Genomic DNA, 15,881 nt, shown 5'->3' with positions numbered 1-15,881 from the left:
GGCCCGTGGCGGTGTCGCCACGGGCCTCCAGTCCGTCTCGTGTGGGCTTCAGAGCCCCCAGTCGTCGCGGAAGAGCGCGCCGCCAGCCCCGCGACGCGAGCCGAGGTACGAACCGACCACAGCGACCCCGAGGTCGTCGTTCTCCGGTGCCACGACGCTGCCGTCCACCCGCTTCGCCATCGCGTCGATGAACCGGGCGAGCCCCGGGTCCTCGCCGAGCCGGAAGAACGTCGTCTGGGCGCCGAGGCGTCCGGCGTTCTCGAGCTCCCGCACGGTGAGCGCGATCGTCACCGGGTCGGGCGGGTAGTCGAACCAGACCTGCCCGTTCGGCTCGAGGTGCGACGTCGGCTCGCCGTCGGTGACGATGAGGAGCACCGGTTGGGCCGTGGGGTGCTTCCGGAAGTGCCGGTTGGCGAGCAGCAGGGCGTGGTGCAGGTTCGTGCCCTTGTCCCACATCGCGTCCAGGCCGACGAGCTGTTCGACGTCCATCACCTCGGCCTCGCGACCGAAGGCGATGAGCTGCAGGTCGTCGCCGCGGAACCGGGTCGACACCAGGGTGTGCAGCGCCAGGGCGGTGCGCTTCATCGGCACCCAGCGGTCCTCCATCGCCATCGAGAACGACGTGTCGACGAGCAGCGCGACGCAGGCCTGGGTGCGGGCCTCGGTCTCCTGCACCTCGACGTCCTCGATGCTCAGGCGCACGCCGGCTCCCTGCCGCCCGCTGGCCGCCGTCCGCACGACGGCGTTCGTGATCGTCCGGGGGATGTCCCACGGCTCGGTGTCGCCGAACGCCCACTGCCGCGACGCCCCCGAGGGCTCGCCCGCGGCGCCCGATCGACGGAGGTCCCGTGCGCCCTGGCGACCGGACATCCGCTGGGCGACGTCCTTGAGCAGGCTCTTGCCGAGCTGCCGCATCGCCTTCGGGGTGAGCCGGAGCTGCCCGTCGGCACCGCGGCGCATCGCCCCGGAGTTCCGGAGCGCCTGCTCGAGGCGCTGCAGGGTCTTCGCGTCGACCGCAGCCTCGTCGCCGAGCTGCCGGGACAGCGCGTCGAGGTCCAGGTCGTCGAGCTCCGAGCCCGGTCCGGACTGGGCGAGCTGGTCGGCGAGGGCGTCGAGGTCCGCGATGTCCTGGAACACCCCGGTGCCGTCGCCCAGCCCGAGCCCCTGTTCGCCCTCCATGCGCTCGGATCCGCCCCAGTCCTCGCCGGGACGCAGTGCGCGCAGGGTACGGTCGAGGTGGGACAGCTGCCCCATCAGGTCGGGGGAGCCGAAGGCCTGCTGGGCGAGGGCGTCGAGTTCGTCCCGCTGCTCCTGGGTCATCGAGTTGCGCATGCGCTGCGCCGCGGCCGCGCGGGCTGCCAGGTCGTCGAGCAGCTCGTCGACGTTCGCCGGGTTCGACGGGAAGTACTCGCCGTGCTGGTCCATGAAGTCGTCGAACTGCTGCCGGGTGTCCTCGCCGCGGGCGTGCGCCTCGAGCAGGGCGTTGAGGTCCTGCATCATCGCGCTGACCGCGGCCCGGTCCTGGTCGGTGGCACCCTCGAGCGCCTGTTTCATGCCGGCGAAGCGCTGGTCGAGCACCTCGCGGCCGAGCAGGTCCTTGATCTCGTCGTACTTCTGACGCGCGGTCGGGCTCGTCCAGTCGTAGTCGCCGAGTTCCTGCACCGCGGCGGCGGGGGAGGGCGACAGGCTGTCGAGCTGCAGTTCGGCCAGGGCCCGGTCGCCGTCGTCGAGGTCGACGTTGCGGGCGAGCTCCCCGCGCTCGGCGAGCAGCGCCTGGTCGAGGAGCTCCCGCACCTGCTGCAGGGTGCCGTCGAGGTTGTTCTTGCTCGTCAGCTCGCGGCGTCGCTCGGCCACCCGACGGGCCAGGTCGTCGAGACCGCGCTGCGTCCGGCCCCCGCGTCGCAGGAACTCCCGCATCGCGCGCTCGGGCGACGTGCCGCCCATCACGTCCTGCCCGATGGCGTCGAGCGCCTCGGCCAGGTCGACCGGGGCGGCGAGCGGGTCGGGGCCGTCGGTGTACCGGCCGTACCGGGTGTCGCGCGTCAGGCGCCGGTTCTGCCTAGCCATAGACGGCTTCGCCCCCGCCGGACTCCTTGCTGATGCGCCGGGCGAGGAACAGGCCCTCGAGCGCGAGCTCGATCGCGCCGGCCCGTTCGCCGTCGTTCGTGGCACCCATCCGGTCGCACACCTGGTCGTACAGGTCGGACTCGCCGATCGACGGCAGGCCTTCGAGGAACGCCCGGGCGCTGACCTGCTCGCCCGTGGTCACCATCGTGCCGCCGTCGAGCGCGTCCACGAGCACCGCGAAGTCGAGACCCTTGAAGCGGGAGCGCACGGTCTCGGCGGTCGCGGTGCGGAGCAGGTGCTCGAGGACCTCGTCGGCACGGTCCTCTTCGCCGTTCTCGAACTCGATCTTGCCGCCGAGGACGTCCACCGCGGTCTCGAGGTCGATCGGCCGGGCGACCGCCTCGTCCTCGCCCTGGCGTGCTGCGCGGTGCACCGCGGCCGCGGACACCGTCTCGGCACCGGCGATCGCGAACCGGGCGCTCACACCGCTGCGCTGGTCGACGGCGCTCGAACCACGCAGTGCGCGGGTGAACCGGGCGAGGATCTCGATCAGGGCGTCGGGGACCTCGGCCGTCAGCTGGGCCTCCTGCCGGATGACGGCGATCTCGTCGTCGAGCTCGATCGGGTAGTGCGTGCGGATCTCGGCGCCGAAGCGGTCCTTCAGCGGCGTGATGATCCGGCCGCGGTTCGTGTAGTCCTCGGGGTTCGCGCTCGCCACGACGAGCACGTCGAGCGGCAGCCGCAGCACGTAGCCGCGGATCTGGACGTCGCGCTCCTCCATCACGTTGAGCATCGCGACCTGGATGCGTTCGGCCAGGTCGGGCAGCTCGTTGATCGCAACGATGCCACGGTGTCCGCGGGGGACGAGTCCGAAGTGGATGGTCTCCGGGTCGCCCAGGCTGCGGCCCTCGGCGACCTTCATCGGGTCGACGTCGCCGATCAGGTCGGCGACGCTCGTGTCCGGCGTCGCGAGCTTCTCGACGTAGCGGTCGTCGCGGTGCCGCCAGCTGATCGGCAGGGCGTCGCCGAGGTCGTCGGCGCGCCGGATGCTCGCGGTCGTGATCGGTTCGTACGGGTGCTCGCCGAGCTCGGAGCCGGTGATGACCGGCGTCCACTCGTCGAGCAGGCCCTGCAGGGTGCGGAGCAGGCGGGTCTTGCCCTGGCCGCGCTCGCCGAGCAGGACGACGTCGTGGCCGGCGATGAGGGCGCGTTCGAGCTGGGGGATGACGGTGGTCTCGAAGCCGTGCAGGCCGGGCCACGGATCGGTGCCCTGGCGCAGGGCGGTGAGCAGGTTGTCGCGGATCTCGGCGCGGACCGTCTTCTGGACGTGACCAGAGGTGCGGAGCTCGCCGACCGTGCGGATGTCAGGTCGGGTCACGTTCTGGACGTTACGCCGCGTTCGCGATGGCGACCAGGGTCGGACTGGAGGCGCGTGGCGGGCCCGCACCGCGCCTCCCGTCCGCTTGTGGGTTTCCATCGCACTTGCGATCATTGAGATCCCGGCGACGGAGCCGGATTCGAAGTAGGGGGATCCGGCTCCGCCCCCGGTTGCTCGTTCCGCATCTGAACCACATCGGCGATCTCGGCGTACGGTCCCATTTCGTGAGCAGCGCGAACGCAACCATCAAGAGCCTGGTGCCCGCCAGGATGGACCGCTTGCCGTGGACCCGGTTCCACTGGAGCGTCGTCGTCGGACTCGGCGTGTCCTGGATCCTCGACGGTCTCGAGATCCAGATCGTCTCGAACGCGGGTTTCCAGGCGGACCTGAACCTGTCGACGCAGCAGGTGACGTCCCTCGGCACGATCTACCTGGTCGGCCAGGTCGTCGGTGCCCTGGTGTTCGGGCGCATGTCCGACCGGCTGGGTCGGCGCAAGCTGTTCATCCTGACGCTCGCGATCTACCTGATCGGTTCGGGCATCGCGGGCCTCGCGCAGGACTTCTGGTTCCTGGCGGCCTTCCGGTTCGTCGCGGGGCTGGGCATCGGCGGCGAGTACGCGGCGATCAACTCGGCGATCGACGAGCTCATCCCGGCGAAGTACCGCGGGCACGTCGACATCGCCATCAACGGCACGTACTGGGGCGGTGCCGCACTCGGTGCGTTCGCGAACATCTACCTGCTCGACACGTCCTACTTCGCCGAGAACATCGGCTGGCGCATCGGGTTCTTCCTCGGCCCGGTGCTCGGCATCGCCATCATCTTCCTGCGACGTCACATCCCGGAGAGTCCGCGGTGGCTGATGACGCACGGGCGCGAGGAAGAAGCCGAGGCCACCGTCTCCCGCATCGAGGCGTCGGTGGAGAAGGCGACCGGCAAGCCCCTGCCGGAGGTCGACCAGTCGAAGGCGATGACGGTCACGCCGACCGACCGCGTCGGGTTCCTGGCCATCGCGCGCGTGCTGCTGAAGCAGTACCCGACCCGCACGATCGTCGGCGCGACGATGATGATCACCCAGGCGTTCCTGTACAACGCGATCTTCTTCACCTACGCCCTCGTGCTCACGAACTTCTTCGGTCTGAAGACGGCGGAGACGGCGGTCTACTTCTTCCCGTTCGCGATCGGCAACCTGCTCGGCCCGATCATCCTGGGGCGCTTCTTCGACACCTGGGGTCGTCGGCAGATGATCTTCCTGACGTACCTGGTCTCCGGCCTCGTGCTCGCCACGTCCGCGTTCCTGTTCCGGGCGGACGCGATCTCGGCGACGGTGCAGGTCGCGTTCTGGTGCGTCTCGTTCTTCTTCGCCTCGGCCGGTGCGTCGAGCGCCTACCTGACCGTCAGCGAGATCTTCCCGCTCGAGCTGCGGTCGCAGGCGATCTCGTACTTCTTCGCCCTGGCGCAGATCTTCGGTGCGGTCGCACCGGCCATCTACGGTGCCTTCATCGGTGACGGGTCATCCCGGGAGCCGCTGTTCTGGGGGTACTTGCTCGGTTCTGCCGTGATGATCGGCGGCGGCGTGGTGGCGTTGATATTCGGGGTCGACGCCGCGCGGAAGGGGCTCGAGGACGTCACCCAACCGCTCTCGGTGCTCACCGGGGACGCGAAGTCCGACCGGAGGTGAGCCCTGCGGCGGCGGCCTGACATTCTGTATTCAGAGTGTTTAGCGCCGCCGTCGCAGCGCTGTCACTGTGCCTGCATGGCACTCCTCCACAGCGCGACACCGGCGACCACGATCCACGGCAGCGACCGCCCTCGCCTCGGGGGTGCCGTCCGTGCGTGAGCCTGGGCTGATGGAGCACACCCCCATCCGAGCCGGCGCCGGCGGCCTCGATCCCCACGGCCTGCGCCGCAGCCTGCTGCGCGACGCGGTGTTCCTGCGACTGCTCGACCACGTCCTGCGGGGGGAGTACCGCCGCGGGCAGCGCTTGCGGCTCGACACCCTGGCATCGGACATGCGGGTGTCGCGCACACCGGTGCGCGAAGCCCTCGTGACCCTCGAGTCCCTGCAGCTGGCCAGCGTGCAGCGCTACGTCGGTGTGGTGATCTCGCAGTGGTCGGTCGACCAGATGATCGAGCGACTGCGGATCGCCCAGGCTCTGCTCGTCGATCCGCCGTCGAACTCCGTCGGGTACCACGACCGGTTCGACAAGGTGTGGCTGCGGGAGTGCTGGACCGAGGCCGGTGCCTTCGTCGAACTCGGTGCCTGGTACCTGCGGCGCCGCGGGTCGTCGGTCAGTGGCGACTGGTTGCTGTCGCAGCGCATCGTGCTCGACATGTTCTTCACCGACGACGTCGCCCTGGCGAACGGGATCGATGCCGTGGTCGACCGGCGACGACGGGTCGAGATCGTCGAGCGGGCCGTGGCCGCTGCGGAGCGAGACGCCCTCGACGACTGTGCCGCGGCGCTCCTCGACCTGTCGTCCGCCCTGATCGCCCTGCCGGACCGCTTCCGGGTGGTCGTGTCCGCCTGAACCGACGTCGGCTGCGGATCCGCTCAGGTCCGCGCCGACCGCCGAGGATCCGCAGGTCGCGGCACCGCACAGTGAGCGTCACCGGTGTCCCTCGCACTGGATCGTCAGGCAACGTCGTGGCAGCCTTGACCGGTTGCCGTCCCCGGCGTGTCCACCGACGACAGGAGTGCCCGTGAACGACGTCCGCGATCGATCCCACCGCTTGAACCGAGCGTCCGGGATCGCACGGCACGGACGTCTGCGGCGCTCGAGCCCCTTCGCGACCGCTGCCAAGACGGTCTCCGCCGTCGTCGCCGTGGCCCTGGTGAGTTCGGTCTCGGTCACGGCGATCGCGGCGAAGCAGGTCACGGACGACCTCGGTGACGGCGTCGAGATCCAGGGCCAGCCCGCACCGCAGGCGAAGGGCGGCGCGAAGCCGATCAGCGCCTTCAAGGGCGGGTTCAACATGCTCGTCGTCGGCACCGACAACGACCCCGAGCAGAGTGCTGCCTTCGGGGAGCGCGATGCGACGCTCAACGACGTCAACATCCTGCTGCACGTCTCGGCTGACCACACCAACGCGACCGCGGTGAGCATCCCGCGCGACCTCGTCACGCCGATCCCGGCCTGCAAGAAGACCGACGGCACGGGCACGGCTCCGGCGATGGCGGCGCAGCCGATCAACACCTCGTTCGGCGAGGGCGGCCTGAACTGCGTCACCCAGACGGTCGCCGGGCTGACCGGCCTCGACATCCAGTACTCGGCCGCGGTGTCCTTCAAGGGCGTCATCGAGATGTCGAACGCGATCGGCGGCGTGCCGGTCTGCGTCGCCCAGCCGATCACCGACTCGTACACCGGGCTGAACCTGCCCGCCGGCACCTCGACCCTGCAGGGCGACGAGGCCCTGGCGTTCCTGCGCACCCGGCACGGGGTCGGCGACGGATCGGACCTCGGCCGGATCTCGAGCCAGCAGGTGTTCCTGTCGTCGCTGCTCCGTACCGTGAAGTCGAACGACACCCTCGGTTCTCCGGCCCGCCTGTACAAGCTGGCCCGGGCGGCGGCGTCGAACATGCAGCTGTCCCAGAGCCTGAACGACATCGGGACGATGGTGCAGATGGGCTTGGCGCTGCGCGACCTCCCGTTGGCGCAGGTGAACTTCGTGCAGTACCCGGGCACCACGGGCGGTACCGGCGTCTACGAGGGCAAGGTCGAGCCGACCACGTACCTGGCCGACCAGCTGTTCGCGAAGATCAAGGCCGACCAGTCGTTCTCCCTCGGGGCGGACAGCACGGGCATCGGGTCGGAGACGAGTCCGACGCAGCCGAGTCCGCAGCAGCCGACCGCTGCACCGTCGTCGCCGGCCGCTGCGCCGGAGCCCGCGACCCCCGCGACACCGGCAGCGCCTTCGTCTGCTGCGCCGCGCACCCCCTCGGCGACGCCCGAGACCATCGACGGGCTCGAAGGCCAGTCCGCCGACCAGCAGACCTGCTCCAAGGCGTTCGGGTACTGAGCCGCGGGCGGACGGTCGCTTGCTTGCCGCCTCCCGCCCCTGCCCCCTTCCGCGAAAGCGACAGTCTGCCGCCGAACATCCGCGACACTCTGTCGCCCTGGCACCTGTGACGGCCGAGCTCGGTGGCGCAGTGTCGCTTTCGTGGGCCCGACCAATGCCGTGCGTGCGTGCGCCCGGACGTCAGCAGTGCACCCGCCCCCGAACGCAGAAACGGGGGCGCGGTGGTGGGCCGCGCCCCCAGGTGAAGTCGCTCCCCGCCGGGCGCCACGCGATCGGGCGCGCCGGGCCCGCACGGGGAACGACGTCGGGTGCTGTGTCGCGACGACGGGGACGAGCCCCGGAACGTGATTGCCGCGTCCCGATGATGGTATGTAGTGGGGTACGCCCCGACAACCCCCACGTGTCCCCACTTCGGGGGACCGAGCGTGACGGGTCGTGCCACGCGCGGGTGTGCGGCGGGTCGAGAGTGGCGCGGTCCTCCTGTATGGTGGTCGCAGCGCTCGCGAGAGTGCTTGGAGACGTCGCATAGTCCGGCCGAGTGCACCACCCTGCTAAGGTGGAGTCCCCTTTGAGGGGACCGAGGGTTCAAATCCCTCCGTCTCCGCACGACGATGAACCCCGGTCCGATCGGACCGGGGTTTCGTCGTTCTCGGACCGGAAGCGCATCAGACCGTCGCGATGCTCCCTGTCGTCGTGGTCCGCACTCCCGCGCGTCCCCGACGCACCGCCCCCATCGCCACGAGCGTCAGCACGACGGCCGCCAGGGTGATGCCCGACCCCGCCCAGATCGGCGACGTGTACCCGAGCCCGGCGGCGATCGTCAGACCACCGATCCAGGCCCCGAGTGCGTTGCCGAGGTTGAACGCGGCGATGTTCGCCCCGCTCGCCAGGGTCGGTGCGTGGTCGGCGTACTGCATCACCCGCGTCTGCAGGGCCGGGACGGTTGCGAACCCGAACGCCCCCATCAGCACGAGGGCGATCACGGTGAGCACCGGCGAGGTCGCGACGAGGGCGAACGCCGCGAGCACCACGGTCAGCACGACGAGCACCACGAGCAGGGTGCGGTCGATCGAACGGGCCGCGAGCTTGCCCCCGGCGAAGTTGCCGACGAACAGCCCGATGCCGAACACGATGAGCAGCCACGGCACCGCCGACGACGGGAAGCCGGACACCGAGGTCAGCGTGTACGCGATGTAGGTGAAGGCGCCGAACATCCCGCCGTAGCCGAGCACGGTCATGCCGAGCGACAGCCAGACCTGCCCGGACCGGAAGGCGCCGAGCTCGCGGGCGAGGGACGGAACCTCGGTGGAGCGGACCGCGGGGACGAGGACGAGCACGCCGATCAGGGCGACGACGCCGATGGCCGCGATCGCCCAGAACGTCGCACGCCAACCGGCGGCCTGGCCGAGGAAGGTGCCGAACGGGACGCCGAGCACGTTCGACGCGGTGAGCCCGGTGAACATCAGGGCGACGGCCGAGGCGCGCTTGGACCGCTCGACCATGTTCGCGGCGACGACCGAGCCGATGCCGAAGAACGCGCCGTGGCACAGGGCGGCGATGACGCGGCCGGCCATCATCACGCCGTAGGTCGGGGCGATCGCGGACAGGGTGTTGCCGACGATGAACAGTACGAGCAGCCCGAGCAGGACGGGCTTGCGGGGGAGTCGCGTGGTCGCGGCGGTGACCCCGAGGGCCCCGACGATGACCGCCAGGGCGTATCCGGTGACGAGCCAGCCGGCGGTGGTCTCGGTGACGCCGTAGTCGGCCGCCACCTCGGGCAGCAGGCCGGTGATGACGAACTCGGTCAGGCCGATGCCGAATCCGCCGAGTGCGAGGGCGATGAGTCCCGCGGGCATGGATGTCCTTCCGTTGTGCAGCTGTGCCGCGTACGCTGGTTGTTGCAGACGCGGGATATCGATAGTTGCACACGCGGGGTATCCGCGCAAGCAACTGTCGCCGTCTGCACCGACCGAAGGAGCCCCGATGTCCGTCGACGACACCTCCACCGCCGTCCGTGCCCACGGCTGGCGCACCCTGGCGGCGCTGCACGGCCTGATCGAGACGCGCCTGGAGCGGGCCCTCCGGCAGGTCGACCTGTCCGTCGTCGAGTTCACGGTGCTCGATGCCCTGCGCCGCCAGGACGGCTTCCACATGCGCATGCAGCAGCTCGCCCGCGCGGCCGCCCTCAGCCCGAGTGCGACCACTCGACTGGTGAACCGGCTCGAGGAGCGTGCCCTGCTGACCCGTGTCCTGTGCGCCGACGACCGTCGCGGGCTCTACACGGAGCTCACGCACGCCGGGCAGGTCCTGCTCGAGCGTGCGACACCGATCCACGCCGAGGCGCTCGAGGGAGCCCTCGCCGAGGCGCACGAGGTCCCCGAACTCGCCGACCTGGCCGAGTCCGTCGACCGGCTCGAGGGTGCGCGCGTCTGACCTCGGGTCACCTCGCACCCGGCCTGGAGGCCCGGCGCACCTCCGCCCCGCCGGCGTCGGCCCCGGGGCGGTCACCACTCAGGCGCGCGGCGGTTCCGTCGTCGACCGCACGACGAGCGTCGGGGGCACGAGTGTCCTGATGGGATCCGTCGGCGTCCCCGCTGCGGCGCCGATCCGCTCGACCAACCGCGCAGCCGCCAGGCGCCCGACCTCGTCGTTGTGCGGGTCGACCGTCGTCAGGCGCAGCAGGGGTGACGCGGCGAGCGGGGTCTCGTCGTTGCCGATCACCGAGACGTCCTGCGGCACGCGGAGTCCGGCTTCCTGCACGGCGGCGATCGCCCCCATCGCCATGACGTCGTTCGCGGCGAACACCGCGGTCAGGTCGGGGTGCTCCCGCAGGGCGAGCCGCATGCCCTCGTAGCCGGTCGTCTCCGAGGTCGGGCCGGAGCCGTAGACCAGCGGCTCGATGCCGGACGCGACCAGCTGCGCGACGGTGGCGTCGCGGCGGAGCGCAGCCGGGCCTCCCGAACCGGTGACGTGGGCGATGCGGCGGTGACCCAGGCCGATCAGGTGATCCGCTGCCAACCGTCCGCCGGCGGCTTCGTCGGAGGCGACCACGTCGAGTCCGCCGGGGACGTCCTCGCGCGCGCCGGCGACCACGACCGGGGTGTCGGCGGGGACGACGACGTCGGGGAAGCCCTCGGCGGCGAGCACCACGCCGTCGACCCGCAGGGAGACCAGGTCGTCGAAGGGCGAGGAGTCGAGGTGGGCGTTGGCGCGGGTGTCGGCGAGGGTGAGGCGGAGTCCGTGCGGGGCGAGGGCCTCGCGGATGCCGTCGAGCATCGGGACGTACCAGGGGTTCCGGAAGTCGTCGACGATGACGCCGATGGTGCGGGTCCGGGTGCCGGCGAGGATGGCGGCGGCGCGGTTCGGGCGGTAGCCGAGCTCCGCGACGGCGGCGAGCACCGCGGAGCGGCGGGCGGGGGAGACCCCGGGATCGTCGCGCAGCACCATCGACACCAGGGACTTCGAGACGCCTGCGCGTGCGGCGACGTCGATGATCGTCGGCGGGCGAGGGGTCACGCTGAGCCTTTCCGGCACGGTGCTTGACAGGACATGGGCTGGTGCGGCTACAGTTTACCGACACGTTCTGGAACGTTCCAGAATCGGGATCCAGCGACCTTCTCGAAGGAGAGAACATGAGCGACAGCATCGGCGTCGCCGTCATCGGCGCGGGCATGGCGGGCAAGGCCCACATGGCTGCGTGGCGGAACGCACCCTCCCTCTTCACCTCGACGCTGCCACCGGTCCGGCTCGTCTCGGTCGGCGACGTCTACGAGCCCCTCGCCGCCGAGGCCGCACGGCGCTTCGGCTACGAGCGGCACGACACCGACTGGCGGGCCATCGCGGCAGCGGACGACATCGACGTGGTGAGCGTCGTCGTCGCGAACACCCTGCACCGCGAGATCGTCGAGGGGCTGCTCGCCGCCGGCAAGCACGTGCTCTGCGAGAAGCCGCTGTCCGACTCGCTCGACGATGCCCGCGCGATGGCGTCCGCCGCTGCCGAGGCCGCGCAGCGCGGGGTGCTCGGTCGCATCGGGTTCACCTACCGCCGGGCTCCCGGGCTCGCGGCCATCAAGGAGCTCGTCGAGGACGGCACGCTCGGCCGGGTCCTGCACGTCTCCGGCCGGTACTGGACCGACTACGGCGCCTCGCCCGACGTCCCGTTCTCGTGGCGCTTCGCGGGGGAGCCCGGGTCCGGTGCGCTCGCCGACGTCGGCTCGCACCTGTCCTACGTCGCCGAGTTCCTGGCCGGCCCGGTCCGGAGCATCAGCGGTGGGACGTTCACCACGTCGATCACCGAGCGACCCGTGGCCGCCGGACACGCCCTGCGGGGGCGGGCCGTCCCGCTCACCGGTGCGACCGAGGCCGTCGGCAACGACGACTACGCCACGTTCAGCGCACGGTTCGGCGACGGCACGGTCGTCGGGTCGCTCGAGGCCTCCCGCGTCGCGGCCGGGCACCCGAACGGCCTCGTCATCGAGGTGTTCTGCGAGCGCGGCGCCGCCCGCTGGGACCAGGAGCGCGCCTCTGAGATCGGCCTCGCGCTGCAGTCCGACGGTTCGCGTCTGGGTGGGTACCGCCAGGTCGTGCTCGGCCCGGACCACCCCTACGTCGCGGGTGGCATGGCGATGGACGCCCCGGGCGTCGGCTGGGGTCAGAACCAGATGTTCGAGTACCAGGCGCGGGCGTTCCTCGACGAGATCGCGGGGCTTTCCGGCGCCGTGCTCGACGCCCTGCCCGCGAACGCCACGTTCGACGACGGCGTGCACAACATGGAGGTCCTCGACGCGGTGGCACGGTCCGCCGCAGCCGGGGGCACGTCCGTCGACGTTGCCGACGCCGTCGTCCCGACCACGGAGGGTGGTGTCCGCGCATGAAACTCGGCCTCTACAACGCGATCCTGCACGACCGGCCCCTCGCCGACGCACTCCGGGTCATCGCGGCCAACGGCCTCACCGGCATCGAGCTGAACACCGGCGGGTTCCTGCCCCCGGTGCACGTGCCCGACATCGACGCGATCCTGCAGGACGACGGGGCGCGGGACGCGTTCCTCGCGCAGTTCGCGGGCACCGGCGTCGAGATCGCCGGCCTCAACTGCAACGGCAACCCGCTGCACCCCGACCCGGCGATCGGTCCCGCGCACGCCGAGGACGTCCGGCGGAGCATCCGCCTCGCGGCCCGCCTCGGGCAGGACCGCGTCGTCACGATGTCCGGACTGCCGGCGGGGGAGCCGGGCGGGACGCGGCCGAACTGGATCGTGAACGCCTGGAACTCGGCCGCGCTCGACGTCCTCGAGCACCAGTGGAGCGTCGCGGTGCCGTTCTGGCAGGAGATCGACGCCCTGGCCCGGGAGCACGGCGTCAAGGTCGCACTCGAGCTGCACCCGCAGAACCTCGTGTTCAACCCGGCGTCGATCCGGGAGCTCGTCGAGCGCGGCGGGCTGACCAACGTGGGGGTGGAACTCGACGCCTCGCACCTGTTCTGGCAGCAGATGGACCCGGTGGCGGTCGCCCACGACCTCGGTCCGCTCGTGTTCCACGCCGCCGCGAAGGACGTCCGGATCAACCCACACGCCGCGATCAACGGGGTGCTCGACAACTCGTTCCGCCGGTTGTCGCCCGACGAGTCACGCACGAACCTCGGCGGCGACGAGTGGGCGAACGAGTGGCCGAAGCCGTCGGCGTGGGACTTCGTCGCGCTCGGCAAGGGCCACGACGAGGCGTACTGGACGACGTTCCTCGAGGCCCTGCGTGCGATCGACCCGGACATGTGGGTGAACATCGAGCACGAGGACACCGAGCTCGGGCGCGAGGAAGGAGTCGCGGTCGCCGCACGCGTGCTGCGCGCCGCGGACGTGGCGCTGGCGCCCCGGTCCTGACGGTCCGTCAGCCGACCCGGTCACTGCCTGGAGGCCCGTGAACCGTTCCGCGAACCGGGTGACGGACCCGCAAGTGGTGGGCCGTGCCTCCCGGCCCCACCACACGCGGATCGGCCACCGGTGCGCGGAACGACCAGTCCGTGCACCCGTACCGGGTGCTGTCACCGGCCCGATGTAGCATGCACGACACCTGTCCCCGACGATGGAGCCCTGCGTGCCGGAGCCGACCCACCCCGCCTTCCCGCTCGAACACGTGCGGGCGGTGGGCGACGACATCGTGGCCTCCGTCGCCACGGTGATCGACGGCAAGGCGGAAGCCATCCGCACGGCCCTGACGGTGATGCTCGCCGAGGGGCACCTGCTCGTCGAGGACGTCCCCGGCGTCGGCAAGACCGTGCTCGCCAAGGCGCTCGGCGCCTCGGTCGGCGGGTCCGTGAACCGCATCCAGTTCACCTCGGACATGCTGCCGTCCGACGTCACGGGCGTGAACATCTTCGACCAGTCGTCGGGCACCTTCCGGTTCTCGCCCGGCCCGGTGTTCGCGAACGTGGTCATCGGCGACGAGATCAACCGCACCAGCCCGAAGACCCAGTCGGCCCTGCTCGAGGCGATGGCGGAGTCGCAGGTCACCGTCGACGGTGTGACGCGCCCGCTCGACCGCCCGTTCATGATCGTCGCGACGCAGAACCCGATCGACATGGAGGGCACGTACCCGCTGCCCGAGGCGCAGCGGGACCGCTTCATGGCGCGCATCGCGATGGGCTACCCGAGCGTCGACGCCGAACGGCAGATGCTCGCGAACCGCGGCGGCAGCGACCCGCTGTCGCGCCTGCGGCCGATCGTCGACGTCACCACGCTGCGGGCGATCATCGAGACCGTCGCCGGGGTGCACATCGCCCCCGACGTCGAGGCGTACATCATCGCGATCGTCCGGTCGACGCGCACCCACCCCGACCTCGTGCTCGGTGCGAGCCCCCGCGCGACGCTGCACCTGGCGCAGGCGGCCCGTGCGCACGCAGCCCTGCTCGGCCGCCCGTTCGTCACCCCCGACGACGTCGCGACGCTCGCCCCGATCGTGCTCGCGCACCGGCTCGTGCCGGTCGCCCGTGGGCTCGGCGGCACCGGCGAGGACACCGTGCGCGAGATCGTCGTCCGCATCGTCTCCGACACCGCCATCCCGTTCACGGCCACCCCCGTCCGCTCCTGATGGCCGGTCCATCGGCACCGCCGTCGCTGCTGCGACGCGTCGGTGCCGCGCGGTCCACGGCGGCACGGTTCGGCCGCCGGGGGCTGTCGTTGGCCCGACGCACCCCGTTCCCGCGCCCGACGATCCGGGGCTGGACGGTCATCGCCGTCGGCATCGGCCTGGTCGGCGGCGGTCTGGTCGGCACCACGAGCGTCGCCGTCACGGCCGGCCTGCTGCTGCTCGTCCTGGTCGTGCTCGGCATCGTGATGGCGTTCGTCGTCGCCACCCCGCTCCGCGGCAGCCGCAGCACCGCACGGGCGATCGTCCAGGTGGGCGAGGTCTACCGGGAACGCATCACCCTCGGCAGCACCAGCCTGCCGATCGGCCCGCGGGCGACGCTGCTCGTGCGCGAACAGCTCGAGGACGCCTTCGCCAGCCTGGCCGAGGCGGAGACCTACGCCGAGGTCGGGCCGAACCTGCCGCCGGCAGTGCTCGACGTCGAGGCACTCGCGATGCACCGTGGCCGCTCGCTGGTCGGCCCCGTGACGATCCGGGTCGAGGACCCGTTCGGCCTGCTCCGCATCGACCGTCCCGTCGTCCCTGCTGAGGAGGTCGTCGTCGTCCCCGCCTCGGCCCCCCTCGGGGCGATCGACGCCGGGGCGCTCGCCGGTGCGGTCTCGGCCGACGAGGGCCGGGTCGGACAGGGTGGCTCGGCCGACGACAGCGAACTCCGCCCGTACCGACCGGGTGACCCGATCCGCCGGGTGCACTGGGCCCAGAGCGCTCGGCGCGGTGAACTGCACGTCCGCCAGACCACCCAGGCCCAGCCGCCCGAGGCCGTGATCGCCCTCGACGTCCGGCGTGAGTCCTACCAGCGGCTCGGCCGAGAGGACCTCGCCGAGCTCTCCGACCTGGGCGGCGACCAGGCCTTCGAGCACGCCGTCGTGGTGGCCGCCAGTGTCGCCCGCGCGCTCGCAGCCCGGACCTCCCGTGTCGTGCTCGTGTTCGACGGTCCCGAAGGCGCGACCCGGCACGCGGGCGACGTCGGTGGGCTCACCGACGTGCTCGTCGGGCTCGCCGACGTCCGGCTCCGCTCCGACGCCCGCGAAGTCACCGACGTCCTGCCCGAGGTCCGCGGCCGCGACGTGCACGGCATGACCGCCGTCGTGACGGGCACCTGCACCGCGGAGGAAGCCGCCGAGCTCGTCAGCGCGACCAGCGGTTCGAGCCGCGGCATCCTGGCGACGATCGTGCCGCCGGACCCGGCCGTGCGGGGCATCCTCGACCGCGGCGGCTGGCGGACCCTCGTGGTACCGGTCGTCGGCGCGACGCCGTCCGGGGCCGCACGGTGACCGGG

Annotated in this window: 12 protein-coding genes and 1 tRNA gene; 9 read left to right on the top strand and 4 right to left on the bottom strand. The window is 71.5% G+C overall.

Annotated features, from left to right (window positions below):
- Window positions 1-48: 48 nt before the first annotated feature.
- Both DEJ05_RS05405 and DEJ05_RS05400 read right to left on the bottom strand, forming a co-directional pair.
- Complete coding sequence (locus DEJ05_RS05405; RefSeq protein WP_111109944.1) at window positions 49-2,067, bottom strand: VWA domain-containing protein; 2,019 nt, start codon at window positions 2,065-2,067, stop codon at window positions 49-51.
- The gene (locus DEJ05_RS05400; protein WP_027466108.1) at window positions 2,060-3,445 is read right to left on the bottom strand and encodes an AAA family ATPase; all 1,386 of its coding nucleotides are present in this window, start codon (window positions 3,443-3,445) and stop codon (window positions 2,060-2,062) included. Before DEJ05_RS05400 ends, DEJ05_RS05405 begins: the two co-directional genes overlap by 8 nt.
- A 224-nt stretch (window positions 3,446-3,669) precedes the next feature.
- On the opposite strand from DEJ05_RS05400, the gene DEJ05_RS05395 reads away from it, so the two are divergent.
- The 4 genes from DEJ05_RS05395 (at window position 3,670) to DEJ05_RS05380 (ending at window position 8,067) form a co-directional block, all read left to right on the top strand.
- On the top strand, window positions 3,670-5,124 hold the full coding sequence (locus DEJ05_RS05395; RefSeq protein ID WP_375334830.1) for an MFS transporter: 1,455 nt from the start codon (window positions 3,670-3,672) through the stop codon (window positions 5,122-5,124).
- A gap of 169 nt (window positions 5,125-5,293) precedes the next feature.
- Window positions 5,294-5,974 (top strand): GntR family transcriptional regulator, encoded by a 681-nt coding sequence (locus tag DEJ05_RS05390; RefSeq protein WP_111105088.1) that lies wholly within the window; start codon window positions 5,294-5,296, stop codon window positions 5,972-5,974.
- Window positions 5,975-6,176: 202 nt separating this feature from the next.
- Window positions 6,177-7,463, top strand: a complete 1,287-nt coding sequence (locus DEJ05_RS05385) for an LCP family protein (protein ID WP_258376091.1) — start codon at window positions 6,177-6,179, stop codon at window positions 7,461-7,463.
- Between the two features lie 514 nt (window positions 7,464-7,977).
- Window positions 7,978-8,067 (top strand) — tRNA-Ser (locus DEJ05_RS05380).
- A 61-nt stretch (window positions 8,068-8,128) separates the two neighbouring features.
- Here the strand turns inward: DEJ05_RS05380 and DEJ05_RS05375 are convergent.
- A complete protein-coding gene (locus DEJ05_RS05375; RefSeq protein ID WP_111109943.1) occupies window positions 8,129-9,319 on the bottom strand; it encodes an MFS transporter in 1,191 nt (396 codons plus the stop codon).
- A gap of 127 nt (window positions 9,320-9,446) precedes the next feature.
- Here DEJ05_RS05375 and DEJ05_RS05370 point away from each other — a divergent pair, with 127 nt between their 5' ends.
- Entirely contained in the window at window positions 9,447-9,896 is a 450-nt protein-coding gene (locus tag DEJ05_RS05370) for a MarR family winged helix-turn-helix transcriptional regulator (RefSeq protein ID WP_071406491.1), read from the top strand.
- A gap of 78 nt (window positions 9,897-9,974) precedes the next feature.
- On the opposite strand, the gene DEJ05_RS05365 is transcribed toward DEJ05_RS05370, so the two are convergent.
- Complete coding sequence (locus DEJ05_RS05365; RefSeq protein WP_111109942.1) at window positions 9,975-10,979, bottom strand: LacI family DNA-binding transcriptional regulator; 1,005 nt, start codon at window positions 10,977-10,979, stop codon at window positions 9,975-9,977.
- A gap of 116 nt (window positions 10,980-11,095) precedes the next feature.
- Between DEJ05_RS05365 and DEJ05_RS05360 the strand changes: the two genes are divergently transcribed.
- The 4 genes from DEJ05_RS05360 (at window position 11,096) to DEJ05_RS05345 (ending at window position 15,876) form a co-directional block, all read left to right on the top strand.
- Window positions 11,096-12,337 carry a Gfo/Idh/MocA family protein gene (locus DEJ05_RS05360; RefSeq protein WP_111109941.1) on the top strand — a complete coding sequence of 414 codons (1,242 nt, stop codon included), beginning with the start codon at window positions 11,096-11,098 and terminating at the stop codon, window positions 12,335-12,337.
- Window positions 12,334-13,338 (top strand): sugar phosphate isomerase/epimerase, encoded by a 1,005-nt coding sequence (locus tag DEJ05_RS05355; protein WP_111109940.1) that lies wholly within the window; start codon window positions 12,334-12,336, stop codon window positions 13,336-13,338. The genes DEJ05_RS05360 and DEJ05_RS05355 overlap by 4 nt, the downstream gene beginning before the upstream one ends.
- Before the next feature lie 202 nt (window positions 13,339-13,540).
- Complete coding sequence (locus DEJ05_RS05350; RefSeq protein ID WP_071406487.1) at window positions 13,541-14,545, top strand: MoxR family ATPase; 1,005 nt, start codon at window positions 13,541-13,543, stop codon at window positions 14,543-14,545.
- On the top strand, window positions 14,545-15,876 hold the full coding sequence (locus DEJ05_RS05345) for a DUF58 domain-containing protein (RefSeq protein ID WP_111032893.1): 1,332 nt from the start codon (window positions 14,545-14,547) through the stop codon (window positions 15,874-15,876). Before DEJ05_RS05350 ends, DEJ05_RS05345 begins: the two co-directional genes overlap by 1 nt.
- Window positions 15,877-15,881: the final 5 nt, after the last annotated feature.

The sequence above is a fragment of the Curtobacterium sp. MCLR17_045 genome, assembly GCF_003234405.1.
In the GTDB taxonomy this organism is placed as follows: Bacteria; Actinomycetota; Actinomycetes; order Actinomycetales; family Microbacteriaceae; genus Curtobacterium; species Curtobacterium flaccumfaciens.
This window is presented reverse-complemented; position numbering and strand designations above follow the sequence as displayed.